Source organism: Streptomyces sp. SDT5-1 (assembly GCF_052245995.1).
Taxonomy (GTDB): domain Bacteria; phylum Actinomycetota; class Actinomycetes; order Streptomycetales; family Streptomycetaceae; genus Streptomyces.
Window position 1 is genome coordinate 6,508,470 of sequence record NZ_CM125963.1, and the last position, 23,789, is coordinate 6,532,258.

Annotated in this window: 23 protein-coding genes; 12 read left to right on the forward strand and 11 right to left on the reverse strand. The window is 73.0% G+C overall.

Translation table 11 applies throughout. The features are described 5' to 3' along the window. Positions 1-353 precede the first annotated feature (353 nt). The gene (locus ACTWJ8_RS29835) at positions 354-1,706 is read left to right on the forward strand and encodes a nucleobase:cation symporter-2 family protein (protein WP_356379704.1); all 1,353 of its coding nucleotides are present in this window, start codon (positions 354-356) and stop codon (positions 1,704-1,706) included. Positions 1,707-1,786: 80 nt separating this feature from the next. Here ACTWJ8_RS29835 and ACTWJ8_RS29840 read toward each other — a convergent pair whose 3' ends face one another. Then, on the reverse strand, positions 1,787-2,737 hold the full coding sequence (locus ACTWJ8_RS29840; protein WP_443260761.1) for a hypothetical protein: 951 nt from the start codon (positions 2,735-2,737) through the stop codon (positions 1,787-1,789). Positions 2,738-2,932: 195 nt separating this feature from the next. On the opposite strand from ACTWJ8_RS29840, the gene ACTWJ8_RS29845 reads away from it, so the two are divergent. After that, positions 2,933-3,580 (forward strand): TMEM175 family protein, encoded by a 648-nt coding sequence (locus ACTWJ8_RS29845; protein WP_356379002.1) that lies wholly within the window; start codon positions 2,933-2,935, stop codon positions 3,578-3,580. Here the strand turns inward: ACTWJ8_RS29845 and ACTWJ8_RS29850 are convergent. The 4 genes from ACTWJ8_RS29850 to ACTWJ8_RS29865 all read right to left on the reverse strand — a co-directional run bounded on the left by ACTWJ8_RS29850 (position 3,559) and on the right by ACTWJ8_RS29865 (position 5,893). Then, positions 3,559-4,053, reverse strand: coding sequence for a GNAT family N-acetyltransferase (locus ACTWJ8_RS29850; protein WP_443260762.1), 495 nt, complete (start codon positions 4,051-4,053; stop codon positions 3,559-3,561). The two genes, ACTWJ8_RS29845 and ACTWJ8_RS29850, sit on opposite strands and share 22 nt — an antisense overlap. A 13-nt stretch (positions 4,054-4,066) precedes the next feature. Then, positions 4,067-4,489, reverse strand: coding sequence for an acyl-CoA thioesterase (locus ACTWJ8_RS29855; RefSeq protein WP_356379007.1), 423 nt, complete (start codon positions 4,487-4,489; stop codon positions 4,067-4,069). 82 nt (positions 4,490-4,571) lie between these two features. After that, on the reverse strand, positions 4,572-5,201 hold the full coding sequence (locus ACTWJ8_RS29860) for a hypothetical protein (protein ID WP_356379010.1): 630 nt from the start codon (positions 5,199-5,201) through the stop codon (positions 4,572-4,574). A 98-nt stretch (positions 5,202-5,299) separates the two neighbouring features. Further along, positions 5,300-5,893 (reverse strand): histidine phosphatase family protein, encoded by a 594-nt coding sequence (locus ACTWJ8_RS29865; RefSeq protein ID WP_356379013.1) that lies wholly within the window; start codon positions 5,891-5,893, stop codon positions 5,300-5,302. Positions 5,894-6,091: 198 nt separating this feature from the next. On the opposite strand from ACTWJ8_RS29865, the gene ACTWJ8_RS29870 reads away from it, so the two are divergent. Both ACTWJ8_RS29870 and ACTWJ8_RS29875 read left to right on the forward strand, forming a co-directional pair. Beyond that, a complete protein-coding gene (locus tag ACTWJ8_RS29870) occupies positions 6,092-8,980 on the forward strand; it encodes a DEAD/DEAH box helicase (protein WP_443260763.1) in 2,889 nt (962 codons plus the stop codon). Beyond that, positions 8,977-10,290, forward strand: a complete 1,314-nt coding sequence (locus tag ACTWJ8_RS29875) for an SWIM zinc finger family protein (protein WP_443260764.1) — start codon at positions 8,977-8,979, stop codon at positions 10,288-10,290. The genes ACTWJ8_RS29870 and ACTWJ8_RS29875 overlap by 4 nt, the downstream gene beginning before the upstream one ends. 225 nt (positions 10,291-10,515) lie before the next feature. Here the strand turns inward: ACTWJ8_RS29875 and ACTWJ8_RS29880 are convergent, their stop codons facing one another. From ACTWJ8_RS29880 to ACTWJ8_RS29890, 3 genes are read right to left on the reverse strand one after another with little or no spacing between them, the layout of a single operon-like run. Next, the gene (locus ACTWJ8_RS29880; protein WP_356379022.1) at positions 10,516-10,974 is read right to left on the reverse strand and encodes a hypothetical protein; all 459 of its coding nucleotides are present in this window, start codon (positions 10,972-10,974) and stop codon (positions 10,516-10,518) included. Next, positions 10,971-11,609: a peptidase gene (locus ACTWJ8_RS29885; RefSeq protein WP_356379025.1), complete on the reverse strand. Its 639-nt coding sequence runs from the start codon at positions 11,607-11,609 to the stop codon at positions 10,971-10,973. Before ACTWJ8_RS29885 ends, ACTWJ8_RS29880 begins: the two co-directional genes overlap by 4 nt. Before the next feature lies 1 nt (position 11,610). Next, on the reverse strand, positions 11,611-12,819 hold the full coding sequence (locus ACTWJ8_RS29890; protein WP_356379028.1) for a pyridoxal phosphate-dependent aminotransferase: 1,209 nt from the start codon (positions 12,817-12,819) through the stop codon (positions 11,611-11,613). 91 nt (positions 12,820-12,910) lie between these two features. Here ACTWJ8_RS29890 and ACTWJ8_RS29895 point away from each other — a divergent pair, with 91 nt between their 5' ends. The 7 genes from ACTWJ8_RS29895 to ACTWJ8_RS29925 all read left to right on the forward strand — a co-directional run bounded on the left by ACTWJ8_RS29895 (position 12,911) and on the right by ACTWJ8_RS29925 (position 19,218). Further along, the gene (locus tag ACTWJ8_RS29895; RefSeq protein WP_443260765.1) at positions 12,911-13,570 is read left to right on the forward strand and encodes a winged helix-turn-helix transcriptional regulator; all 660 of its coding nucleotides are present in this window, start codon (positions 12,911-12,913) and stop codon (positions 13,568-13,570) included. A gap of 257 nt (positions 13,571-13,827) precedes the next feature. Continuing rightward, the gene (locus ACTWJ8_RS29900; RefSeq protein WP_443260766.1) at positions 13,828-14,610 is read left to right on the forward strand and encodes an MHYT domain-containing protein; all 783 of its coding nucleotides are present in this window, start codon (positions 13,828-13,830) and stop codon (positions 14,608-14,610) included. 74 nt (positions 14,611-14,684) lie between these two features. Next, positions 14,685-16,865 carry a sensor histidine kinase gene (locus ACTWJ8_RS29905; RefSeq protein ID WP_443260767.1) on the forward strand — a complete coding sequence of 727 codons (2,181 nt, stop codon included), beginning with the start codon at positions 14,685-14,687 and terminating at the stop codon, positions 16,863-16,865. After that, the gene (locus tag ACTWJ8_RS29910; protein ID WP_443260768.1) at positions 16,862-17,305 is read left to right on the forward strand and encodes a roadblock/LC7 domain-containing protein; all 444 of its coding nucleotides are present in this window, start codon (positions 16,862-16,864) and stop codon (positions 17,303-17,305) included. Before ACTWJ8_RS29905 ends, ACTWJ8_RS29910 begins: the two co-directional genes overlap by 4 nt. Next, positions 17,302-17,721 carry a DUF742 domain-containing protein gene (locus ACTWJ8_RS29915; protein ID WP_356379042.1) on the forward strand — a complete coding sequence of 140 codons (420 nt, stop codon included), beginning with the start codon at positions 17,302-17,304 and terminating at the stop codon, positions 17,719-17,721. The genes ACTWJ8_RS29910 and ACTWJ8_RS29915 overlap by 4 nt, the downstream gene beginning before the upstream one ends. Further along, positions 17,702-18,280 carry a GTP-binding protein gene (locus ACTWJ8_RS29920; RefSeq protein WP_443260769.1) on the forward strand — a complete coding sequence of 193 codons (579 nt, stop codon included), beginning with the start codon at positions 17,702-17,704 and terminating at the stop codon, positions 18,278-18,280. Before ACTWJ8_RS29915 ends, ACTWJ8_RS29920 begins: the two co-directional genes overlap by 20 nt. Before the next feature lie 20 nt (positions 18,281-18,300). After that, the gene (locus ACTWJ8_RS29925) at positions 18,301-19,218 is read left to right on the forward strand and encodes a HipA family kinase (RefSeq protein WP_443260770.1); all 918 of its coding nucleotides are present in this window, start codon (positions 18,301-18,303) and stop codon (positions 19,216-19,218) included. A 68-nt stretch (positions 19,219-19,286) separates the two neighbouring features. On the opposite strand, the gene aceB is transcribed toward ACTWJ8_RS29925, so the two are convergent. Both aceB and ACTWJ8_RS29935 read right to left on the reverse strand, forming a co-directional pair. Continuing rightward, complete coding sequence (aceB, locus tag ACTWJ8_RS29930) at positions 19,287-20,909, reverse strand: malate synthase A (protein WP_443260771.1); 1,623 nt, start codon at positions 20,907-20,909, stop codon at positions 19,287-19,289. Positions 20,910-21,138: 229 nt separating this feature from the next. Continuing rightward, the gene (locus ACTWJ8_RS29935; RefSeq protein WP_356379052.1) at positions 21,139-21,741 is read right to left on the reverse strand and encodes a nucleotidyltransferase family protein; all 603 of its coding nucleotides are present in this window, start codon (positions 21,739-21,741) and stop codon (positions 21,139-21,141) included. Between the two features lie 211 nt (positions 21,742-21,952). Here ACTWJ8_RS29935 and ACTWJ8_RS29940 point away from each other — a divergent pair, with 211 nt between their 5' ends. Further along, positions 21,953-22,258, forward strand: a complete 306-nt coding sequence (locus ACTWJ8_RS29940; protein ID WP_356379054.1) for a DUF5955 family protein — start codon at positions 21,953-21,955, stop codon at positions 22,256-22,258. Between the two features lie 12 nt (positions 22,259-22,270). On the opposite strand, the gene yczR is transcribed toward ACTWJ8_RS29940, so the two are convergent. Then, positions 22,271-23,758, reverse strand: coding sequence for a MocR-like transcription factor YczR (gene yczR / locus ACTWJ8_RS29945; RefSeq protein WP_356379056.1), 1,488 nt, complete (start codon positions 23,756-23,758; stop codon positions 22,271-22,273). Positions 23,759-23,789 lie beyond the last annotated feature (31 nt).

Below are 23,789 nucleotides of genomic sequence, written 5' to 3' on the forward strand. Positions count from 1 at the left end.
TGAGACTCCGGCCAGGGGGGACGGCCCCTGGCCGGGGACTCGATCGAGCTGCCGAGCGGGCTGCTCGACCGAGTGCCGCCCCGGAACGTGGCCCAAAGCCTCACGTTCCCGGGGCGGCCAGTAATACCTGGGCGCACAACAACTGAACAGCAACACAGCACCACCAGCACGACCTTGCACCTTGCACCACCTCCCAGAAGCGAAAAGCGCCGGCGGCCTGCCGGGGCTGGAAAACAACCGGAGGAGCCGCAGTGGCGACGAAGCCCAGGTTCACCAAGCAAGGCACGACCCCCGCCGACGAGTCCGCGGGGCATACCAAACATCCGGTCGACGAGAAGTTGCCACCGCTGAAGATGGCGACGACGGGCCTCCAGCACGTGGCCGCGATGTACGCGGGCGTGGTCGCGCCCCCGCTCATCGTCGGCGCCGCGATCGGCCTGAGCCCGAAGGACCTCACGTTCCTCACCGGCGCCTGTCTGTTCACGGCGGGTCTCGCGACGTTCCTCCAGACGCTCGGCATCTGGAAGATCGGCGCCCGGCTCCCGTTCGTGAACGGCGTGACCTTCGCGGGCGTCGCCCCGATGCTCGCCGTCGTCGGCACGACGAAGGACAAGGACGACGCGCTGCCGATCATCTTCGGAGCGGTGATCGTCGCGGGTGTCCTCGGCTTCATAGCCGCGCCGTTCTTCTCGAAACTCGTCCGGTTCTTCCCGCCGGTCGTCACTGGCACGGTCATCACGCTCATCGGTGTCTCGCTGATGCCGGTCGCGTTCGGCTGGGCGCAGGGACCCGACGCCAAGGCGGCGGACTACGGCTCGATGAAGAACCTGGCGCTCGCCGCCGTCACCCTCGTGATCGTGCTGGTCATCCGGCGCTTCACGACGGGCTTCGTCAAGCAGATCGCGGTGCTGCTCGGCCTGATCATCGGCACGGTGATCGCCATCCCGTTCGGCGCCACGGACTTCTCGCCGGTCGGCGACGCGGACCTGGTCGGCTTCCCGACCCCGTTCCACTTCGGCGCCCCGCAGTTCGCGGGCGCGGCCATCGTCTCGCTGTGCGTCGTGATGGTCGTCTCGATGACCGAGTCCACCGCCGACATGCTCGCCCTCGGTGAGATCGTCGACCGCCCGGCCGACGAGAAGACCATCGCGGCGGGGCTGCGCGCCGACACCCTCGGCTCCGCCATCAGCCCGCTGTTCAACGGCTTCATGTGCAGCGCCTTCGCCCAGAACATCGGCCTCGTCGCGATGACGAAGATCCGCAGCCGGTACGTGGTGGCGACCGGCGGTGGCTTCCTCGTCCTGATGGGCCTGTGCCCGATGGCGGCCTCGCTCATCGCCGTCGTGCCGCGCCCGGTGCTCGGCGGCGCCGGCGTCGTGCTGTTCGGCTCGGTCGCGGCCAGCGGCATCCAGACCCTGGTCAAGGCGAACATGGACAAGGACAACAACGTCCTCATCGTCGCCGTCTCGCTCGCCGTGGGCCTGATCCCGATCGCGGTGCCGGAGTTCTACCACGCGTTCCCGGAGAACGCGAAGATCATCCTCGACTCCGGCATCTCCACGGGCTGTGTCGCGGCGGTCGTCCTCAACCTGCTGTTCAACCACATCGGCAAGGGGCGCGACGCCGACGACGTCACGTCGCCGATGGAGTCGGGCGGCGACATCGCGGAACAGCGCACGAGGCCGAAGAAGGCAGCGGCGCACTGACCCCCGGTGAGCAGGAGGGTGACGCGGCACCTTGACGCCGCGTCACCCTCCTTCTTCATGTGCCTTCTTCATGCGCTACGTCAACGGGCGCACACCCGCGCCGACTTCACGTACCCGCCCAGGTTCTCGTCGTCGGTGCCGAGCAGCGCGAGGCCGTCCGCGCCCGGCAGGCACTCCAGCGCCTCGATCTTGCGTCCTTCGAACTTCTCCGGCGCGGTCCGCGGTGTCGTGATCCGCAGGTTCGCCCGGCTGCCCGACGCGTTCAGGGACACCCGACCCGCCTCGCTCACCGCCGAGGCGAACGGCCCGTCGTCGCCCGCGTCGGCGGCCGAACTCACCATGACCCGGCCCGACGCGGTGACGGAGATGTCGGAGACGTGCCGCACCTCGCCCTTCGGATAGCCGGCGCGGAACTCCGCCTGCCGTACGTCCCCGAACTCCACCTCCCCGTACTCGTTGACGGAGAACGGCGCCGCGAACACGGTCGCCGGGCGGTCCGCGCCCGCGCCCCGGTCCGCCCACACCGCGACCGTCCCGCCGTGCGCGGCCGTGCCGAGCGCGAAGCCCTCGAAGTTCGCGCCCTCGGGGATCGCGGGCAGCGGGCCCACGTCGAGCACGCGCGCGGTGTCGCCGTCGAGGTGCAGCCGGTACACCAGGCCGCGGCTCGCCAGGGCCACGAAGTCGCCGGGGGAGCCCGGCACCGCCTCGATCGCCTCCAGGTCCTTGGGCTCCATGCCGTCCCAGGCGAGCGGCTCGACCGTGGTGTCCTTCGGTGCGGCGGGATGGAACGCGACCCGGCTGAGCCGTCGCTCGCCGGGCTTCTTGTTGTCGTGCACGATCAGGGCGCGCAGGGAGCCGTCGGCCGCGGCGCCTCCGGTGAGCGCGAGACCGCTGACCCCGGACTTCGCGTCGCCGCCCACCTGCTGCCAGCCGCCCGCCGATGGCGCGGCGCGGGTGCCGGCACCGGCGGGCGCGGCGAGCGCGAGCGTGACGAGGGCGGCGGAGAGCAGGGACGTGCGGCGCAACTGCATGGGTGGGTGGCCTCTCTCGTGACGGATGGGGTTGACGCGCGTAGAACGCGGGCTGATCCGGACCGTAGCGATCTTCGCGGGAGGAGACAAGGGGGGTGTGGCGTTCCGCCCTGGCGGCGGGGCCGACGCGCGCACAATGCTCAAGTGCGTTCACGGGCGGGCGCGTTGGGCGCCCGCGCAGGGGGTGGGGGAGACATGGGCGATCCGCAAGGGCGATGGAGCGGCGACTCGGGACGCCTGGAGGCGTTCAGCGACGGCGTGTTCGCCATCGCGATCACGCTGCTGATCCTGGAGGTGAAGGTGCCGCACGTCGAGCACGGCGAGAGCCTGTGGCGCGCGCTCGGTGACCAGTGGCCCTCGTACGCGGGCTACGTCGTCAGCTTCCTGGTCATCGGCATCATCTGGGTCAACCACCACCAGGTGTTCAGCCATGTGGTGCGCGTGGACCGGCCGCTGATGTTCTTCAACCTGCTGTTGCTGATGATCGTCGCGGCCCTGCCGTGGCCGACGGCGATGCTCGCCGAGTACCTGCGCGAGGGCGACTCCGCCTCGCACGCGGCGGCCGCCGTCTACAGCCTCACCATGGTGGCGATGTCCTTCGCCTTCCAGGCCCTGTGGTGGCACCTGACCCGCAGCGGGCACCTCTTCCACGCGCGCGTCGACCCGGAGGGCGCCCGTGGCACCCGCGCCCGCTTCGCCCTGGGCTCGCTCGGCTACCCGGCGACCGTCGCCCTCGCTTTCGTCTCGGCGCCGCTGACCCTCGCCGCCCACGGCGCGCTCGCGCTGTACTACGGCTTCAACCAGATCCACGTACCGACACGTCAGCTGCCCGAAGGCACCTGATCCGTGAGGGACTTGGCGTAGAAGCGGCTGTCCTCGTACGCGCGGAACGGGCCGAAAGGGGACGTCGGGCGGTAGCCGCTCGACTCGTACAGGGCCATCGCCTCGGGCAGGTGCACGCCGGTCTCCAGGACCATCCGGGTGCGGTCCGCGTCCCGCGCGCTGTCCTCGAGCGCCGCCAGGATGCGGCGCGCCAGGCCCCGGCCGCGCGCCCGCTCCACGACGAACATCCGCTTCAGCTCGGCGTCGCCCTCGGCGTACCCCGCCCCCTCGTCGGCCTGCGCCCGCCAGCCGCCGCAGGCGACCGGGGCCCCGGCGTCGTAGGCGACGAGGAACAGGCCCTGCGGCGGGTCGAAGTGCGCCGGGTGCAGATCGGTGAAGTCGTCGTAGCCGAAGCGCTTGCGGTACTCGGCCTGCACCCGATCGCTGAGCGCGACCGCGTCGGGGTGCCCGTAGGAACGGATGCGGAACCGCATGGCGGGGGCGTGGTCAGAAGCCGAAGACGGACGGGGTCGCGGCCAGCTCCTTGAAGAGCTGCCCCGGGTTCTTCACCAGCTTGCGCTCCGTGAGGTCCATGACACCGCTGACCGCGGTCACCTCGGCCGCCACCGTGCCGTCCGCCTTGGTGATCGTCTGGTGGACGCGGAACACCTTGCCCTCGTCGAACGCGAAGGCGCAGCTCACGTCGACGACCTCGCCCGCGCGCAGCTCCCGCAGATAGCGGATGTTCGTCTCCAGGACGACCGGGCCGACGCCGCGGTCGAGCAGGGCCTTGTCGTCGAGGCCCGCGTGCCGCAGGAAGGACCAGCGGGCGTGCTCGGCGTACTGGAGGTAGACCGCCTGATTGAGGTGACCGTTGATGTCGATCTCGTACCCGCGCACCTCGACCGGCACGGAAAACTGCTCTGCCACGACGTTCCTCTCGCTGGGGGCGTTGTGCCGATCATGCCAACAGGCGGGTGGGGAAGGGCATTCCGTCCGACCGTGAGCTGCGTTACGCACGTCTGGGCGACGCCAGCAGATACCGGGACCCGCCCCGGGCGTCCGCGTGCTCGCCGACCTGCCAGCCCGCATCGCGCAGCGCCGCCGCGCACGCCGCGAGCCCGCCGGGCTCCGGGTGCCGTACGGCGACGGCCTCCGGCTGCGGCGTGTCCCGCACGCGGTACCCGGGGGCGGACTCGCCCGCGGGCGCGCACCCCGCCGCCTCCAGGGCGAGGGCGGCGGACGCCGCGAGCCGGCCCCGCTCCCAGGCGCACGGCCGGTCCGTCGCCCCGTCCGCGTTCGTCATCCGGCGTATCTCCAGCAGCCCCTGCCACGCCGTCCGCACCTCACGCGCCCGCGCCGGACCCGCGTCGCTGGATGGCTCGCCGCCGAGCCGGGCCGCGAACAGCCCGCCCGAGTCCGCCGGTTCGGGCCCGGCGGCGGGCGGCGCCTCCTCGGCGGCCTCCCGCACCCGATGCCCCGCCGGGGTCAGGAAGTGCTCGTGCGGGGGCCGCGGGTGCCGGAACGCCAGCTTCAGCACGACGAGCCGGTCGAGCTGGGCCGGGGTGCCCGAGATCCGGCCCGTCTCCGGATCGGCGGCCTCGATGATGCGGCGCTGCGCGGCAGTCGGCGGTCTCGTCACGGCGTGCCTCCCGTCCCCTCGTCCGGTCACTCACCCCTCCACCGACGATGGTGCACGACGGGTCTGACAATCGGCCGAGGACGTGGGAGCCCCGCAGGTCAGGGCCGTAGGTTCCAGCCGGAGATCACCGGTCGGCCGTGCTCGAACGTGAGGCGGCTGACCGTGCCCGTCGACAGCAGGAAGTGCGAGCCGCCCGACGGCGGCAGGCCGAGGCGCCGCGCCGTCAGGACCCGCAGGAAGTGGCTGTGCGAGACGAGCACGACGCTGCCCTCGTAGTTCGAGAGCGCCGCGTCCACCTTCGACAGCATCCGGTCGGCCCGCTCGCCCACCTGCTCCGGCGTCTCACCGGGATGCTCCGGAGGCCCCGGCGGCACGCCGTCGTCGAACAGGTACCAGTCGGGCCGGGTGCGCTGGATCTCCCGCGTGGTGACCCCCTCGTACGCGCCGTAGTCCCACTCGTGCAGGTCCGGGTCGACCGTGTAGTGCTTCAGTCCTGCGAGCTCGGCGGTCTCGCGGGTGCGCTGGAGCGGGCTCACGAAGACCGCCCCGATGTGGTAGCTGCCGACGAGGGGCGCGACGCGGCGCGCCTCCTCCCGGCCGTTCTCGGTGAGCGGGATGTCCGTGAGGCCGGTGTGCTGCCCGGTCAGGGCCCATTCGGTCTCGCCGTGCCGGACGAGGAGCAGATCACCCAAGGTTCGCGCCTGTTCGCTTGGAGGTGGGCAGTGGTACGGCCATTCTCCCCGGGCACCGCCGCGCGGGCCCGGTGGGCTGGGCGGACCGGCGCAAGGGCCGCGGGATCAAGGATTGTCAGACCCGGCCCGTAAGGTCGTAGGGGTCGTCGAGGGCCGAGCGAACGCCGAGTGAACAGAGGGAAGGGAGGTGGCGCGACCGTGCCGGAGCTTTCGGGCGTCCCGCTGGGCGCCGCCGCCGTCTTCCTGCCCGACCCGCTGCCCCGCGCGGGGCGGATCGCCTTCTGGTCCCCGGACGCGCCGGAGGACGGGGAAGCGCCCGGTCTGCCGGGCGCGGACGACGAGCTGACGGTCGTGCGGCCGCACGGATCGGGGGTGCGCAGCCGCAAGGTGCCCGCGCTCGTGGTGCCGGTCCTGGACGCGCTGCCCCAGCTGCTGCGGGCCCGCCGCACCCGGGGCGCCCACCCCGCTGCCGCCGCCTGGGGGGCCGCCGCCGCGCACGCCCTGCACCTCGTCGCGCGGGGCCGGCTGCTGCCAGGACTCACCGCGTCCGACCACGACGCGTGGCGCGCGGGGCCGCTCGACGAGGACGACGTGGCGCAGGTGCGGGCCATCGCGGCAGCGCTGCCGCCCGAAGGATTCGCGACACCCGTGCCCGGCAGCAGGCCGCTGCGGGTCCCGGAGCCCGAGGCCCTGGTGCGGGCCCTGCTGGACGCGGTGGCCGACGCGCTGCCGCGCACCCCCGCCGCCGCGCACGCCGCGGGCGCGCCGTTCGCCGCCGCTGCCGCCCAGCACATCCCGCGGGCCCGCCCCTGGGCGGTCGAGGCGGCGGCCGGGCTCGACGCGGGCGTCAAGGTGTCGCTCCGGCTCGACCTGTCGCAGTACGCGCTGTTCGACGGGGACGACGGCGCGGCCGAGGGGGAGGAGCCCGAGGAGGGCCCCGGGGCGCGGCGCGCGGGCGCCGCCATCGTCCAGGTGCACAGCCTCGCCGACCCCACGCGCGTGGTGGACGCCGCCGGGCTGTGGGCGGGCGAGGCCGGTGACCACTTCGGGCCGCGCGCCCGGATCGACGCCGTGCTCGCCGTGCGCCGCGCCGCGCTCGCCTGGCCGCCGCTCGGCCGCCTCCTGGAGCAGGACGTGCCGGACGTCCTCGCGCTCTCCGACAGCGAGCTGACGGACCTGCTCGGGCCCGGCGCAGCGCGCCTCGCCCAGGCGGGCGTCACCCTGCACTGGCCGCGCGACATCGCCCGCTCCCTCACCGCGACCGCCGTCGTGCGCGCGCAGGCGGCGCCCGGGTCCGCCACCGACGGGACGGCCTTCTTCGACAGCGAGGAGCTGCTGAAGTTCGACTGGCAGGTCGCGCTCGACGGGGACCCGCTGACCGAGCGCGAGATGGACCTGCTCGCCGAGTCGCACCGCGCGGTGGTGCGCCTGCGCGACCAGTGGGTGGTCGTCGACCCCGACCTCGTCCGCAAGGCCCGCAAGCGGGAGCTCGGCCTGCTCCAGCCCGTCGACGCGCTGGCCGTCGCCCTCACCGGGGAGGCGGAGGTCGACGGGGAGCGGGTCGCCGCCGTGCCCACGGGCCGGCTCGCCGAGCTGCGCGACCGGCTCACCCGCGGCATCGACACGGTCGAGCCGCCCGAAGGACTGCACGCGACCCTGCGCGACTACCAACTGCGGGGCCTCGCCTGGCTCGACCTCATGACCTCGCTCGGCCTCGGCGGCTGCCTCGCCGACGACATGGGCCTCGGCAAGACCGTCACGCTCATCGCCCTGCACCTGCGCCGCGCCCGCAGCGCCCCCACGCTCGTCGTCTGCCCCGCCTCGCTGCTCGGCAACTGGCAGCGGGAGATCGAGCGGTTCGCCCCCGGCGTCCCGGTGCGCCGCTTCCACGGCGCCGACCGCGCCCTCACCGGCGTCGAGGGCGGCTTCGTCCTCACCACGTACGGCACCCTGCGCACCCGCGCCGCCGAACTCGCGGGACACACCTGGGGCATGGTCGTGGCCGACGAGGCGCAGCACGTGAAGAACCCCAACTCCGCGACGGCCAAGGCGCTGCGCACCATCGCCGCCCCCGCGCGCGTGGCGCTCACCGGCACCCCCGTGGAGAACGACCTGTCGGAGCTGTGGGCGCTGCTCGACTGGACGACCCCCGGGCTGCTCGGCCCCCTCAAGGCGTTCCGCGCCCGGCACGCGCGCGTGGTCGAGGGCGAGGTCCCCCTCCAGGGCCAGGGCGGCACCAACCCGGAGGCGATCGAGCGGCTCGCCCGCCTGGTCCGCCCGTTCATCCTGCGGCGCAGGAAGTCCGACCCCGGCATCGTCCCCGAACTGCCCCCGAAGACCGAGTCCGACCACCCCGCACCGCTCACCCGCGAGCAGGTGACGCTGTACGAGGCGGTGGTGCGCGAGTCGATGGCACAGATCGAGGAGGCCGAGGGCATCGGCCGCCGCGGCCTCATCATGAAGCTGCTCACGTCCCTGAAGCAGATCTGCAACCACCCGGCGCAGTACCTCAAGGAGGCCGAGGGCGGCGGCTCCCGGCCGCGCCTCGCGGGCCGCTCCGGCAAGCTCGCGCTCCTCGACGAACTGGTGGACACGATCGTCGCCGAGGACGGCGCCGTCCTCGTCTTCACCCAGTACGTCTCCATGGCCAAGCTGCTCGCCACACATCTGACCACGCGCGGCATCCCGAGCCAGCTCCTGCACGGCGGCAGCACCATCGTCGAACGCGAGCGCATGGTCGACCGCTTCCAGTCCGGCGAGGTCCCCGTCTTCCTGCTCTCCCTGAAGGCGGCCGGCACGGGACTCAACCTCACGCGCGCGGGACACGTGATCCACTTCGACCGCTGGTGGAACCCCGCGGTCGAGGAGCAGGCCACGGACCGCGCGTACCGCATCGGGCAGACCCAGCCCGTGCAGGTGCACCGGCTCATCACCGAAGGCACGGTCGAGGACCGGATCGCCGAACTGCTCGCGGGCAAGCGGGCGTTGGCGGACGCGGTGCTCGGCTCAGGCGAGGCCGCGCTCACCGAGCTGACCGACCGCGAGCTCACCGACCTCGTCACGCTGCGCAGGGAGGCCGGCCGATGAGCCCGACGCGAAGGCCCCACCGCACGCACCGGCCGCACGTGCCGGGGCGCGCGGGCGCCGACGAGCAGGCGAGGGCCCGGCACCTCGACAACCGGCGCACGTTCCCGCCGCTGCCGCCGCGCGCCGAGCCGGGCGGCAGCTTCGCGCTGACGTGGTGGGGCAACGCGTGGGTGGACGCCCTGGAGGACACCGCCCTCGACCAGGGCCGCCTCACGCGCGGCCGCGCCTACGCGGACCGGGGGCACGTCGACGCGATCACCGTCACGCCGGGGCGCGTCGTCGCCTACGTGCACGGTTCGCGCCCCCGCCCGTACCGGGCCGAACTGCGGTTGCGGGAGCTGCCGGACGAGGCGTGGGAGAGGTTCCTCGACACGGCGGCGGGCCGCCCCGAGCACCTGGCGTCGCTCCTCGACAAGGACGTGCCGCACGCGCTGGCCGCGGCGGCGGATCTGCTGCCCGCCGTCGACGACCTCGTCGCCGAGTGCACCTGCCCGGACCGGGGCCACCCCTGCAAGCACGCGGCGGCGCTCTGCTACCAGACGGCGCGGCTCCTCGACGAGGACCCGTTCGTCCTGTTCCTGCTGCGCGGACGGGGCGAGCAGGAGCTGCTGCGGGCGCTGACGCGGCGCAGCTCCGTGCGCGAGGCGGAGGAGCGCTCCAGGGCGAAGGCGCCCGAGCTCGACTCGCGTCCGGCGAAGGACCTGTACGCCGGCGGCCGACTCCCGGCGCTGCCGCCCGAGTTCCCGCCGCCGGCGCACCCGGAGCGTCCGCCGTCCTACCCGCAGGCGGCGGACGCGCCCGACCCGCTCGCGCTCGATCTCCTCGCCACGGAGGCGGGCGTGCGGGCGCACGCGCTGCTCACCACCGGGGCCGATCCGATCGCCGCGCTCACGCCCTGGCAGGACGCGGTGCGGCTGGCCGCCGCGCATCCCGGTTCGGGGCTCACGGCGGCGACGCGGGCGCTGTACGGGTCGCTGTCGCGCGGGACGGGGCGTACGGCCACGGATCTGGCGCGGGCCGTCGCGGCCTGGCGGCAGGGCGGGCTGGAGGGCCTGTCGGTTCTGGAGGAGGAGTGGGATCCGCCCGCGGGCCCGTTCGACCGGGCCCGGCCCGCGCTCCTGGCCACGGACCACGCGGAGTTCCGGCCCCACCGGAACCGGCTGTCGACGCGGTCCGTCCAGCTCCGGCTCGGCCGGGACGGGCTCTGGTACGGGTACGAGTCCGATCCCGGGCGCGAGGACTGGTGGCCACGGGGCGCTCCCGCGCGGGATCCGGTGTCGGCGCTGGACTCCGTCCTGGCCGGCGAGTGACCGTTGCGCTGGTCCGTTCCCCCGGCCACGGGGCTCTGCCCCGGACCCCGCTGCTCAATCGCCGCAGGGGCTTTGATGGGCCGTCCGGTCCTGGCGGTGGTCCGTTCCTCCGGCCACGGGGCTCCGCCCCGGACCCCGCTGCTCAAGCGCCGCAGGGGCTTGGATTGCTCACCCGCGGCAGGGGCTTGGATTGCTCACCCGCCGCAGGGGCTTGAAAGGCCGGGGTCAGCGGACGCTCGGGGCCGCGGATTCCACGAAGCGGGTCAAGGCCTCCTTGCTGCGTTGGGAGCGGTGGTCGCGGTCCGCCTCGTCCGTGGCGTCGTGGAGGCAGTGGGTGAGTTCGAAGGCGTGCTCGGCGAGTTGGCGCAGGCGCGGGTCGTCGCAGACGAGTTGGAGGCGGACCAGGGCCTGGCGGGCCGCGATCCGGGCCTCGTAGGAGGCGAAGCGGGAGGCCTCGGCCTCGGACGTGCCGGGGCTCTCGTGGGCGCGGAACCAGCGGTCGTTCTGGCTGCGCCGGTAGTCGTGCACGGCGCCCGCGAACGCGCTGTAGCTGGAGATCCGTTCCTGCCGGAGCTGCTCGGCGCGGGCCAGTTCGGCGCTGCGCACCGCCGCGCGGTTCTGGAAGAAGTGCGTGACGACCGAGCCGAGCAGGGTGCCGAGTACGGCTATGAGGGCCGCCGTCATCGACCCGCCCCCGGCGTGAGGGACAGGGCGCGGCCGGCGTAGAAGTCGGCGAAGCGGGACACCGGAAGCTCCGCCGTGCGGGTGGCCGCGTCCGTGCCCGACGGGTTGTGGAAGTGGTAGCCGGAGCCGTCAGCGGTGCGGGCCGTGACGAGGACTAGGTGGCCGCCGCGGCCGGGGGCGGGCTCGTGCGGGCGGCGGATCGCGTAGTGCACGGAGGCGATCACCAGGCGGCCCGCGTCGAGGAGTTCGCCGATGCCGGTCACGTCCAGCGTGCGGTGCACCTCCGCGTCGACGCCGTGCACCTCCCGTACGTACTCCACCGCGGGAGCGTAGATCATGCCGTGGATCTCGCCCTCGGCGTCCACCCGGTACGCGCCGAACTTCAGCGCCCCGTCGCGCAGTTCGAAGAGCGTGGGCGCACCGGGGCCGAGCGCCATGCGCAGACACGTCGCCCCGCACAGGTGCCCGCACCAGCGCGCGTAGTCCTCCACCGTCGCCGCGCCCGACTGCCGCCACGCCGGGTCCCTGGCCCGGTCGAACCGGCCGGACACGATCGGCCCGACGAGGTCGGGGGACGCGAACTGGGTGTGGCTCGGGTGGCCACAGGTGGCGCAGGACGATGCGGAAGAGATCACGTCACTGACGGTATCCGCTCAGGAAGCGCCCGATCCGGCTGATCGCGGCATCGAGGTCGTCGGCGTGCGGCAGCGTGAGGATCCGGAAGTGGTCGGGGCGCGGCCAGTTGAAGCCGGTGCCCTGGACGACCTGGATCTTCTCGCGCAGCAGCAGGTCGAGGACGAACTTCTCGTCGTCGACGATCTTGTGCACGTCGGGGTCGATGCGCGGGAAGGCGTACAGCGCGCCCTTCGGCTTCACGCAGCTCACGCCGGGGATCTCGTTCAGCTTCTCCCACGCCATGTCGCGCTGTTCGAGCAGCCGCCCGCCGGGCGCGGTGAGTTCGCGGATCGACTGGCGGCCGCCGAGCGCGGCCTGGATGGCGTACTGCGCGGGAGCGTTCGGGCACAGCCGCATGGAGGCCAGCATGGTGAGACCCTCCAAATAGTTCCTGGCGTGCTGCCGCGGGCCCGTGACGACCAGCCAGCCGGAGCGGAACCCGGCCACGCGGTACGTCTTCGACAGGCCGGAGAACGTGAGGACGACGAGGTCGGGGGCGAGGGCGGCGGCGCTGTGGTGCACCGCGTCGTCGTAGAGGATCTGGTCGTAGATCTCGTCGGCGAACACCATCAGTCCGTGCCGGCGCGCGAGGTCGAGAATGCCCTCGACGATCTCCTTCGGATAGACCGCGCCCGTCGGGTTGTTCGGGTTGATGATGACGACCGCCTTGGTGCGGTCGGTGATCTTCGACTCCATGTCGGCGAGGTCCGGGTACCAGTCCGACTGCTCGTCGCAGAGGTAGTGGACGGCCCTGCCGCCGGAGAGCGTCGTCACCGCCGTCCACAGCGGGAAGTCGGGGGCGGGGATGAGGACTTCGTCGCCGTCCTCCAGGAGCGCCTGGACGGCCATGGAGACCAGCTCCGACACGCCGTTGCCGAGGAAGATGTCGTCCACGCCGACCTCGAGGCCGAGCGCCTGGTAGCGCTGGGCGACGGCGCGGCGCGCCGAGAGGATGCCGCGCGAGTCCGTGTAGCCGTGCGCCTGCGGGAGCATCCGGATCATGTCCTGGACGATCTCCTCCGGCGCCTCGAAGCCGAACAGCGCCGGGTTGCCGGTGTTCAGGCGCAGCACGCTGTGGCCCGCCTCCTCCAGGGCGTTGGCGTGTTCGATCACCGGGCCGCGGATCTCGTAGCAGACCTCGCTCAGTTTGCTCGACTGCCGGAACTCCATCTGTGCCCTCCAAGCGCGCCAGTGACTCGTGTTGCTTGGTTTTACCAAGTGGCTGCTTGGAAAGTCCAACAACTTGAATAGACTGCGCGCCATGCCACGCCGAAGCTACGACCAGTACTGCGCCGTCGCCCGCGCCCTCGACGCCGTCGGGGACCGCTGGACGCTCCTCGTCGCGCGCGAACTCCTCGCAGGGCCGCGCCGCTACACCGATCTGCACGCCGATCTCCCCGGCGTCAGCACGGACATGCTGGCCACCCGCCTCAAGGACATGGAGCGCGACGGCCTCGCCGAGCGCCGCAGGCTCCCGGCTCCCGCGTCGGCGTACGTGTACGAACTCACCGAGCGGGGCCGCGGACTGCTGCCCGTGCTGCGGGCGCTCGGTGAGTGGGGCGCGCCGGAGCTCGCCGAGCGGCGGCCCACCGACGCGGTGCGCGCGCACTGGCTGGCGCTGCCCCTGTCACGGCAGTTGGAGGAGCTGGGGGAGCGGGGCGCGGTGGAGTTCCGCGTCGACGAAGGGGTGTTCCACGTCCGGGTGGGCGACTCTGCGGGCGGATCGACGGGCGGGGAGCCGGTGTACGGAGACGGCGCGTACCCGGACGGCGAACCCGACGCGCGTCTCACGCTCGACGAAGAGGTGTGCGCGGAGGTGGCGCGCGGCGCGGTCGGTCTGGTCGAGGCGGTGCGCGGCGGTCGCGTCACGGTCGCGGGAGAGGGCGCTCTGGCGAAGGCGCTGCGCGCCGGCACCTCCTGAAACCTCTCCTCATAGGCGGTCCCGCGAGGAACGGCGGCAATGTCCGGAGCGTCCCGAGGCGCGGCGTGACAAGAGTCGCACCATGATCGACGGTCACAGGAAGCGTCACTTTGTGAAGACCCCATGAACTCGGGCTCTACCGGTCGGTAACCCCTCTCATTCAGGCCATTTACCGCTCCGAACCGGCCTTCTGATGCGTGTTAGCGTCCCGGTCGACCGGGGGCCGATGTGAAGAGTGAGAGGAACCCGCAGAGAACATGACGCACATGCACCACATGACAGGAGGCTGGATCACTCCGGTCCTGTCATACGTGATGGCGGTCGTGGGATCCGCGCTCGGACTGCGCTGCACCGCCCGCGCCCAGGCCGCCGGACCGAGATCGAAGCGGAACTGGCTGCTCACCGCGTCCGTCGCCATCGGCGCCGGCATCTGGACGATGCACTTCATCGCGATGCTCGGCTACGCCGTCGACGGCACCGCCATCCGCTACGACATCCCCCTCACGCTCCTGAGCCTGCTCGTCGCGGTCCTCGTGGTCGGCGCCGGCCTGTTCATCGCCGGCTACGGCAGGTCCCGCGCGCTCTCCGTGCTGCTCGGCGGGCTCGGCACCGGGCTCGGCGTCGCCGCGATGCACTACATCGGCATGTCGGCCGTGCGGCTCAACGGGAGCATCGGCTACGACCCGGTGCTCGTCGTCGCCTCCGTGGTGATCGCCGTCGTCGCCGCCTCCGCCGCGCTGTGGGCCGCGCTGTCCGTGCGCGGACCCGTCGTCGCGGCCGTCGCCGCCCTCGTCATGGGACTCGCGGTCAGCAGCATGCACTACACCGGCATGGCGGCGGCCCGCATCACCGTGCACCCCGGCGGCGCCCCGCTGTCCGGCGCCACCGCCACCGCGTTCATCCTGCCGCTGGCCGTCGTGCTCGGCTCGTTCCTCTTCCTGACCTGTGCCTTCGTGGCCCTCTCGCCGACCGCCGACGAGCGCGCGCAGAGCGAGGCCGCGGCCCGCCCCCTGCACGAGGTCGAACTGCCCGCCACCTAGGCGCGGTCCGCCCGCCGCGCCGGGCGCCCCACACCCCACTCCACCACCAGGCCCCGCCGAGGAGCTGTCCCGCCATGCCCGCGCGCTTTCCGCTGCCCGAACGGCTGCGCTCCAAATCGATCAGAGCCAAGGTCGTCACCCTGCTCACCGTCCCCGTCGTCTCCGTGATGGCGCTGTGGGGCCACGCCGCGGTGACCACGGCCTCCCAGATCTCCGACAAGGAGCAGCTGAAGGAGGTGAACTCGGCGCTCGTCGCGCCGGTCTCACGGTTCACCGTCGCCGTCCAGGACGAGCGCGCCGCCGCCATGACGTACCGCGCCGCCCCCGACGCCGCCGCGCGCGAGGACTTCACCGCGTCGACCGCCCGCACCGACAAGGCCGTTGACGCGCTGAAGGCCGGTCTGCGCTCCATCAGCACCGACCTCGCCGACCTCGACGCCGCGCTGCCCGACCGCATCCAGAAGCTGAAGTTCAGCGCCGACTCGCTGTCGGGCCCCCGCCAGAAGGCCGCGGCACGGGGCGCCACCGGCCCCATCGACGGCTACGACACCGCTGTCCAGCGCGCCCTCTCCGTCCGCGCGGGGCTCGCCGCCGCCGACGGCGACACCGCCCGTACGCTCCTCCAACTCGCCCGCGCCCGCGAGGCGTTGAGCCGCCAGGACGCCGTGTACGGCGCCGCGCAGGCCGACGGCGCCATGACCGCCGAGCAGTACCGCGGCTTCGTCGGCGACGTCGCCGTGCAGCGCGATCTCACCGAGGCGGCGCTGCCCGACCTGAAGGGCGGCGACGCGGACGCCTTCACCGCCGCGCTCGGCACCGAAGGCGCCAAGGACCTCGCCCACGTCCAGGACATGGTCCTCGCCGCTGGCGCCGCGCGGGCCACCGACGCCGTACCCGCGGGACGCTGGCACTCCGACGCGCGCGACACCCTCACCGCCCTCGACAAGGCCGAGTCCCGCGCCGTCGACGCGGCCGCGGACGCCGAACCGTACTCCCTCTCCGCCCTGGGCAGTTCCGGCATCGCCGTGCTCCTCGGCCTCGTCGGCGTCATCGTGTCGCTGCTGCTCTCCGTACGCATCGGGCGCGGGCTCGTCGCCGACCTCACGGGCCTGCGCAACGCCGCGCTCGACATGGCGGCGAACCGGCTGCCCGCCTCCATGCGCCGCATCCACAACGGCGAGGACGTCGACCTCGACAAGGAGGCGCCGCTCGACGAGGAACCGCACCGCGACGAGGTCGGACAGGTCGGCGCCGCCCTCGCCACCGTGCAGCGCGCGGCCCTGCGCGCCGTCGCCGACCGGGCCGCCGTCCTCACCGGCGTCTCCGGCGTGTACGTGTCGCTCGCCCGCCGCAGCCAGGTGCTGCTCCACCGCCAGCTCGACCTCCTCGACGCGATGGAGCGCCGCACGGAGGACCCCACCGACCTCGAGGACCTGTTCCGCATCGACCACCTGACGACCCGTATGCGGCGGCACGCCGAATCGCTGCTCATCCTCTCCGGCTCCGCGCCGGGACGCGCCTGGCGCAACCCGGTGCCGCTCATCGACGCCGTGCGCGCGGGCCTCGCCGAGACGCCCGACTACGACAGGGTGCAGCTCCAGGACATCCCCGACCTGCTGCTCGCCGGATCCGCCGTCGCCGACGTCGTCCACCTCGTCGCCGAACTCGCCGAGAACGCCTCCTCGTTCTCGCCGCCGCACACACCCGTCGTCGTCCGCGGCGAACACGTCGGCGCCGGCGCCTGCCTGGAGATCGAGGACCGCGGCCTCGGCATGAGCGACGAGGCGCTCGCCGACGCCAACGCGCGCATCAACGCGGCCGACATCGACCTCCTCGACTCCCGCAAACTGGGCCTCTTCGTGGTCAACCGGCTCGCGCAGCGACAGCACTTGGACGTCACGCTCCGCAGGTCGGTGTACGGCGGCGTGACCGCGGTCGTCTTCCTCCCCCAGAACCTCCTGGAGGCCCCGTCGGTGACGGTCGAACGACCCACGTCCCCGGGCCCCGCCCCCGACCCCACCCCTCCGGCGGAGCCCGAACTGCCCACCCGTAGCAAGACCACGGCCGGTTCGGACGGGCTGCCGAAACGCGTACGGCAGGCCAGCATCAGCCCCGAGCTGCGCGACACCACCCCCACGCCGAGCGAAGGCCCCGGCGCCCGTTCGCCGGAGGCCGCCCGCGCCACCATGACGTCCCTGAGCTCGGGCCGCCGCCGCGCCCGCGCCGCCCGCGAGGAAGACGGAGGACACCGATGACCCCGACGTACAACGTCACCGGACTCGCGGGCGGCGAGGCCGAACACCCCATGGGCATCGACTGGCTCCTCGACGAGCTCGCCGCCCGTGTCGCCGAGGTCCGCCACGTCGTGATGCTCTCCGGCGACGGCCTCTGCGTCGGCGCCTCCACCAGCCTCGGCCGCGACGAGTCCGAACGGTTCTGCGCGATCGCCTCCGGCTTCCACTCCCTCGCCAAGGGCGCCGGCCGGCACTTCGCCGCGGGCGGCGTCGTCCAGACGATGGTCGAGTTGGAGGGCGGCTTCCTGTTCGTGGTCGCCGCGGGGGAGGGCTCCTGCCTCGCCGTGTTCACCGACGGCCACGCCGACATCGGCCTCGTCGCGTACGAGATGGCGCTGCTCGTGGACCGCGTCCGCGAACACCTCGGCGTACCCACCCGCGCGGACGGCGATGCCCCGTGAACGACAGGGACGACGCCTGGTCCGACCGCTACGACGAGGACGCCGGGCCCCTGGTCAGGCTCTACGCCATGACCGCGGGCCGCGCCCGCACCGGCAACGGCGCGGAACGCATGGACCTCATGGCCATCGTCCGCCCCACCCGCACCAGGCCCGAAGGACCGCTCCCGCCCGAGCAGCGCGACCTCCTCGCGCTGTGCCTGCGCGGCCCGCGGCCCGTCGCCGACCTGGCGTCCGACTCCGGCCTGCCGCTGGGCGTGGTCCGCGTCCTGCTCGGCGACCTGGCCGCGAAGTCCCTCGTCACGGTCGTGCCGCCGGCCACCGCCGCGCCCGACCCCGGCACCGGCGAACCCACCGCCTACGCCCGCCCCGACGCCCACCTCCTCCGAGAAGTGATCAATGGCCTTCGCGCACTCTGACCCCACCGCCCGAGCCGATTTCACGGCCCTGAAGGTGCTGATCGCGGGCGGCTTCGGGGTCGGCAAGACCACCTTCGTGGAATCCGTCAGCGAGATCAGGCCGCTGCGCACCGAGGAGCACCTCACGGTCGCCTCGCGCGGCGTCGACCACCTCGACGGCGTCACCACCAAGTCGACGACGACCGTGGCGATGGACTTCGGCCGCATCACGCTGCGCGAGAACCTGGCGCTGTACCTGTTCGGCACGCCGGGCCAGGACCGGTTCTGGTTCCTGTGGGACGAGCTGGCCACCGGCTGCCTCGGCGCGGTCGTCCTCGCCGACACCCGGCGGCTCGCCGACTGCTTCCCCGCGGTCGACTACTTCGAGAGCCGCGGCATCCCCTTCGTCGTCGCCGTGAACTGCTTCGACGGCGTCCGGTCGCACTCCTCGGAGGCGGTCTCCCGAGCCCTGGACCTGGGCCCCGAGACCACGGTGCTGCTGTGCGACGCGCGGGACCGGGAGTCCGGCAAGGAGACGCTGATCTCGCTCCTCGAACAGGTGCTGCGCGGGGATGCCTGACCGGCCCGTATTAGCCTGACATGGTGCCCAGGCTCAGAGAGATCACCGCGACCCGTTACGTGAACCCGCTGCGCACCGGCGGCTCCGTCCCCGGCGTCGTGGAGGCCGACGACCTGGGCACGTACGTGCTGAAGTTCACCGGGTCGGCGCAGGGCGTGAAGGCGCTCGTGGCGGAGATCGTGGTGGGGGAGCTGGCGCGGGCGTTCGGACTGCGCTTCCCCGAGCTCGTCCTGGCCCACTTCGATCCGGCGCTCGGCGCGGCGGAGCCCCACCAGGAGGTCAAGGAGCTGCTCGAAGCCAGCCCCGGCCTCAACCTCGGCATGGACTTCCTGCCGGGCGCGGTCGACTTCACGCCCGATGTCGCGGAGACGTTTCCCGTGGACCCGCTGGAGGCGGGCCGCATCGTCTGGCTCGACGCGCTCACCGTCAACGTGGACCGCACGGTGCACAGTTCGAACCTCATGGTGTGGCCGACGCTCGGCGTGGCCCCGCCGAAGCTCTGGCTGATCGACCACGGCGCGGCCCTCGTCTTCCACCACCGCTGGGACGGCTCCGACCCCTCGAAGGCGTACGACTTCCGGCACCATGCGCTCGGCGGGTACGGCCCCGACACCCGCGGAGCCGACGCGGAACTCGCGCCGCGGGTGACGGAGGACCTGCTGCGCGACGTCCTCTCCCTCGTCCCCGACGAGTGGCTCACGGCGGACTTCCCGACCCCGGCCGAGGCCCGCGACGCCTACGTCACCTACCTCCTGGCCCGCGCCCGCACCTCCGCCTCCTGGCTCCCCACGGACTTCCCGTCCCGCGCGGAACTCGCCGAGGCGGACGCGAAGCGCGCGGCAGCGACGGAGCGGGGCCGCCCGGCCTGGCTGAAGCGCGTCCCCGACCTCCACGGAAAGCCCCCGGCGGAGCAGGACTGGTCCCGTCACGTGGGCTGACCCTCGTCGCTCGACGCGAAGGGGCCCGGCGCCACCCCGGCGCCGGGCCCCACTCGTACCGCGCTGCGTCAGACCAGCTGCTCGTACGCCGGAAGCGTCAGGAAGTCCGCGTAGTCCGCGTCCAGGGAGACCTGGAGGAGGAGGTCGTGGGCCTGCTGCCACTTGCCGGCGGCGAAGGCCTCCTCGCCGATCTCGGCCTTGATGTTCGCCAGCTCCTCGGCGGCGACCTTGCGGGCCAGCTCGGCGGTGACCGGCTCGCCGTTGTCGAGGACGACGCCCGCGTTGATCCACTGCCAGATCTGGGAGCGGGAGATCTCGGCGGTGGCCGCGTCCTCCATGAGGTTGAAGATCGCGACGGCGCCGAGGCCGCGCAGCCACGCCTCGATGTAGCGGATGCCGACCTGGACGGCGTTGACCAGGCCGTCGTAGGTGGGCTTCGCGTCGAGGGAGTCGATGGCGATCAGGTCGCCCGCGGCCACGGAGACGTCCTCGCGGAGGCGGTCCTTCTGGTTCGGCTTGTCGCCGAGGACCTTGTCGAAGGACTCCATGGCGATCGGCACCAGGTCGGGGTGGGCGACCCAGGAGCCGTCGAAGCCGTCGCCGGCCTCGCGGTCCTTGTCGTCGCGGACCTTCGCGAAGGCCACCTTGTTGACCTCGGCGTCCTTGCGGGACGGGATGAAGGCCGCCATGCCGCCGATGGCGTGCGCGCCGCGCTTGTGGCAGGTGCGGACGAGCAGCTCGGTGTAGGCGCGCATGAACGGGGCCGTCATCGTGACCGCGTTGCGGTCCGGGAGGACGAACTTGGCGCCGCCGTCGCGGAAGTTCTTCACGATCGAGAAGAGGTAGTCCCAACGGCCCGCGTTGAGGCCGGAGGCGTGGTCGCGCAGCTCGTAGAGGATCTCCTCCATCTCGTACGCGGCCGTGATCGTCTCGATGAGGACGGTGGCGCGGACGGTGCCCTGCGGGATGCCGACGTAGTCCTGCGCGAAGACGAAGATCTCGTTCCAGAGGCGGGCCTCCAGGTGCGACTCCGTCTTCGGGAGGTAGAAGTACGGGCCCTTGCCGAGCTCGATCAGCTTCTTCGCGTTGTGGAAGAAGTAGAGGCCGAAGTCGACGAGCGCGCCGGGGACGGCCTTGCCGTTCTCGTCCACGAGGTGGCGCTCGTCGAGGTGCCAGCCGCGCGGGCGCATGACGACCGTGGCGAGCTGGTCGGCGGGCTTCAGGGCGTACGACTTGCCGGTGCGCTCGTCCGTGAAGTCGATGGCGCCGTTGTACGCGTTGGTGAGGTTGAGCTGGCCGCCGATGACGTTCGCCCAGGTGGGGGCGGAGGCGTCCTCGAAGTCGGCGAGCCAGATCCTCGCGCCGGAGTTCAGCGCGTTGATCGTCATCTTGCGGTCGGTCGGTCCTGTGATCTCGACGCGGCGGTCGTTCAGGGCGGCCGGGGCCTCGGCGACCTTCCAGGTGTCGTCCGCGCGGATGGCGGCGGTCTCCGGGAGGAAGTCGAGCGTGGAGGTGCGGGCGATCTCGGCGCGGCGCTCGGCGCGGCGGGCGAGGAGCTCGTCACGCCGGGGCGTGAAAAGGCGGTGCAGCTCGGCCACGAAGGCGAGGGCCGCTTCGGTGAGCACCTCGTCCTGCCCGGGCAGGGGCTCGGCGTCGACGATGGCCAGCGGGGACGGCGCTGGTGCGGACATGTGGCTGTCACTTCCTTCAGCGAGCGAACGGCGCGTACGGCACTGGGTGCCTGGGCCGCCTGGGTATGGCTGCTGGCCCCGCTTCGGGGGACCGGCCCTTCTCAACAGTGGATATTAGTTTCCTCATTGTGGAAGTTCAATGGTTTGTTGACGTCGAGATTCTCAGAGTCGACAGAACGTGGCTCCCGGTGCCATCGCCCTCACCCCTCGTATCTGCCCAACACGCCCCCTAATCAAGGCGCTTGAGGTCCTCCTCCGTGTCGATGTCGTACGCCTCGGCGATGTCGCCGCACTCGATGAGCTTCATCACGTCGGCGTGCTCCCTCAGATAGGTACGGGCGCCGCGGTCCCCGGACGCGCTCGCCGCGATCCCGGCCCAGTGGTCACGGCCGAAGAGCACCGGATGCCCGCGCTCCTCGCCGTACGAGGCCGCCGCCAGCGAGGCGGGCGATTCGTAAGCGGCCCGCACCCGGGTCACCGCCGCCGCCCCGATCCCCGGCTGGTCCACCAGGAGCACGAGCACGGCGGACGCCTCGGTGTCGGCGAGCGCCGCGAGCCCCGCCCGCAGCGACGACCCCATGCCGGCCTCCCAGTCCGGGTTCTCGGTCACCCGGCAACCGTCGAGTGCGGCCCGCTCCCGTACGGTGTCGGCCGCCGCCCCGAGTACCACGTGCAGCGGATCGCATCCCCCCTCGCGCAACGTCCGCACCGCGTGCTCCACCAGCGGCCGCCCCCGGTGCCCGAGCAGCGCCTTCGGCCGCCCGCCGAGCCGCCGCCCACCGCCCGCGGCCAGCAGCAGCCCCGCCACCGCGCCTGTGTTCTTCGTCGTCATGCCCCCTGCATACCGCACCCGCGGCCCGATCGAAGTCGTTCGAATTTTCACAGTTGCCTTGCGCAACGGACTGGCGAAACGCTTGCGTGTGGCGTTAACTGGTCGGCCACCCGCCCGAGTTGGACCCGTGGCGGTCGCGTCGGCCGGGTGGTGCGGGAGCAGGACAACACACGCACAAGGACGTGCGAGGGGGAGAGCTGTGTTGCGGAGCATGGAGCAGAGGCTTGTGACCGGCAGCGACGAGGACCCGCGGGTGGCGGAACTGCGCACCGCCGTGTCCCGGTTACGCCGCGAACTGGCCGCTCATCCGGCCGAGTTCCCCGACCGGGGGATCGCCGAGGACGAGCTCGCGGCGCTGGACGCCATGGCCGGTGGGGGCCGGCCGGAAGTGCCCAGGCTGCGCCGCTCGCTGCTGCTGGTCGCGGGGGCGATCGGCTCGGTGAGCGCGCTGTCCGGGGCGCTGTCCCAGGTCAGGGGAGCCGTGGAGCTGTTCGGGGGGCCGCCGGCGCAGAACTGACGCAGGCCGGTCTCACGCCACCCAGTGCGGGCGGCCGGGCTCGTCGCCCGCGCCGCCGAGACCGCCGATCGCGTCGTCGATGGATGCGGCGATCCGCCGCACCGCCTCCTCGGCCACGTCGATCGGCTGCACGTACGGGACCCGCAGCCGGTGCTCGAACGTGCCGGGGTCCGCGCCGAACCGCGAGCCGCCCTCGATCCGCACGCCGTGCCGCAGCGCCGCACGCCCCAGTGCGGAGGCGATCGGTCGGCCCAGGTCGACCCAGAGGGAGAGCCCGCCCGGCGGCAGCTCCCAGCGCCAGTCGGGGAACTCCCGGCCGAGCGCGTCCGCGAGCCGGTCCCTGCGCTCGCGCAGCACCGGGATCCGGCGGCGCAGGATGCTGTCCTCGTGGTCGAGCAGCCGCCCCGCCACCAGTTGGTCGAGGACCGAGCCCGACATGTCCGCGGTCACCCGCAGCGCGGTCAGCTCGGTGATCAGCCGGGTGCCCGCGCGCACCCAGCCGACCCGCAGGCCGCTCCAGTGCCCCTTGCTCAACGAGCCGACGGTGACGATCTGTTCGCCGCCACCGGGCCCCGCGAGCGAGGCGAACGGCGGCTCGCCCGGCCCGTCCAGCGCGATGTCCGCGATCGTCTCGTCGATCACCAGCCAGGTGCCGGTGGCCCGCGCGGCGGCGATGATCCGCTGCCGCTGCTCGCGGGGCATGAGCCGGCCCGTCGGGTTCTGGAAGTCCGGGATCAGATAGGCGAGCCGGGGCGCCGACTGCCGCAGCGTCGCCCCGATCAGCTCCACGTCCCAGCCGTCCTCGGTGACCGGCACCGGCGCGGTCCGCAGCCCCAACTGCCGGATCACCGACAGGGCGTTCGCGTACGACGGGTTCTCCACGACGATCCGGTCGCCGGGCCTGCCGAGCAGCGTCAGGGTCAGCGACACCGCCTGCTGGGCGCCCGTCGTGACCAGGATCTGCTCGGGCAGCGTGGGCAGGCCGCGCCGCGTGTACCGCTCGGCGATCCGCGCGCGCAGCTCCGGAAGGCCGTACGGGTGGTAGCCGTTGGTCGTCGCGTGCCGGGCCACGTCGGGGGCCGCCGCCGCGTACGCCGCCGACAGCTCGTCCTCCAGGAACCCCGGCGCCGCGACCGCCAGATCGATCACGTCGTCCCCGGCGGCGGGCGTCGCCACGACGGTCGGGCGGGCGCCCTCCGGCAGCTCGGTCCACGTCCCCGCGCCGCGCCTGCTGCGCGCGTACCCGCTCTCGCGCAGCAGGTCGTACGCGGCCGTGACCGTGGCCCTGCTGATCCCGAGGGCCGTCGCGAACTCGCGCTCCGCGGGCAGCCGGGTGTGCAGCGGGATCCGCCCGTCGAGCAGCAGCGTCCGCACGCCCTGCGCGAGCGCCCGGTAGCCGGGCCGCTCCCCGGCCACACCGGTCACCAGCGCGCCGAGCCGCCGCCCGCCGAGCCCGCGTCCGGCGCCGTCCACGCTGCGGACCACCGCTCCCTCACCCATGCCACATCTCCGTGATTGGCCCTGCTGTCCA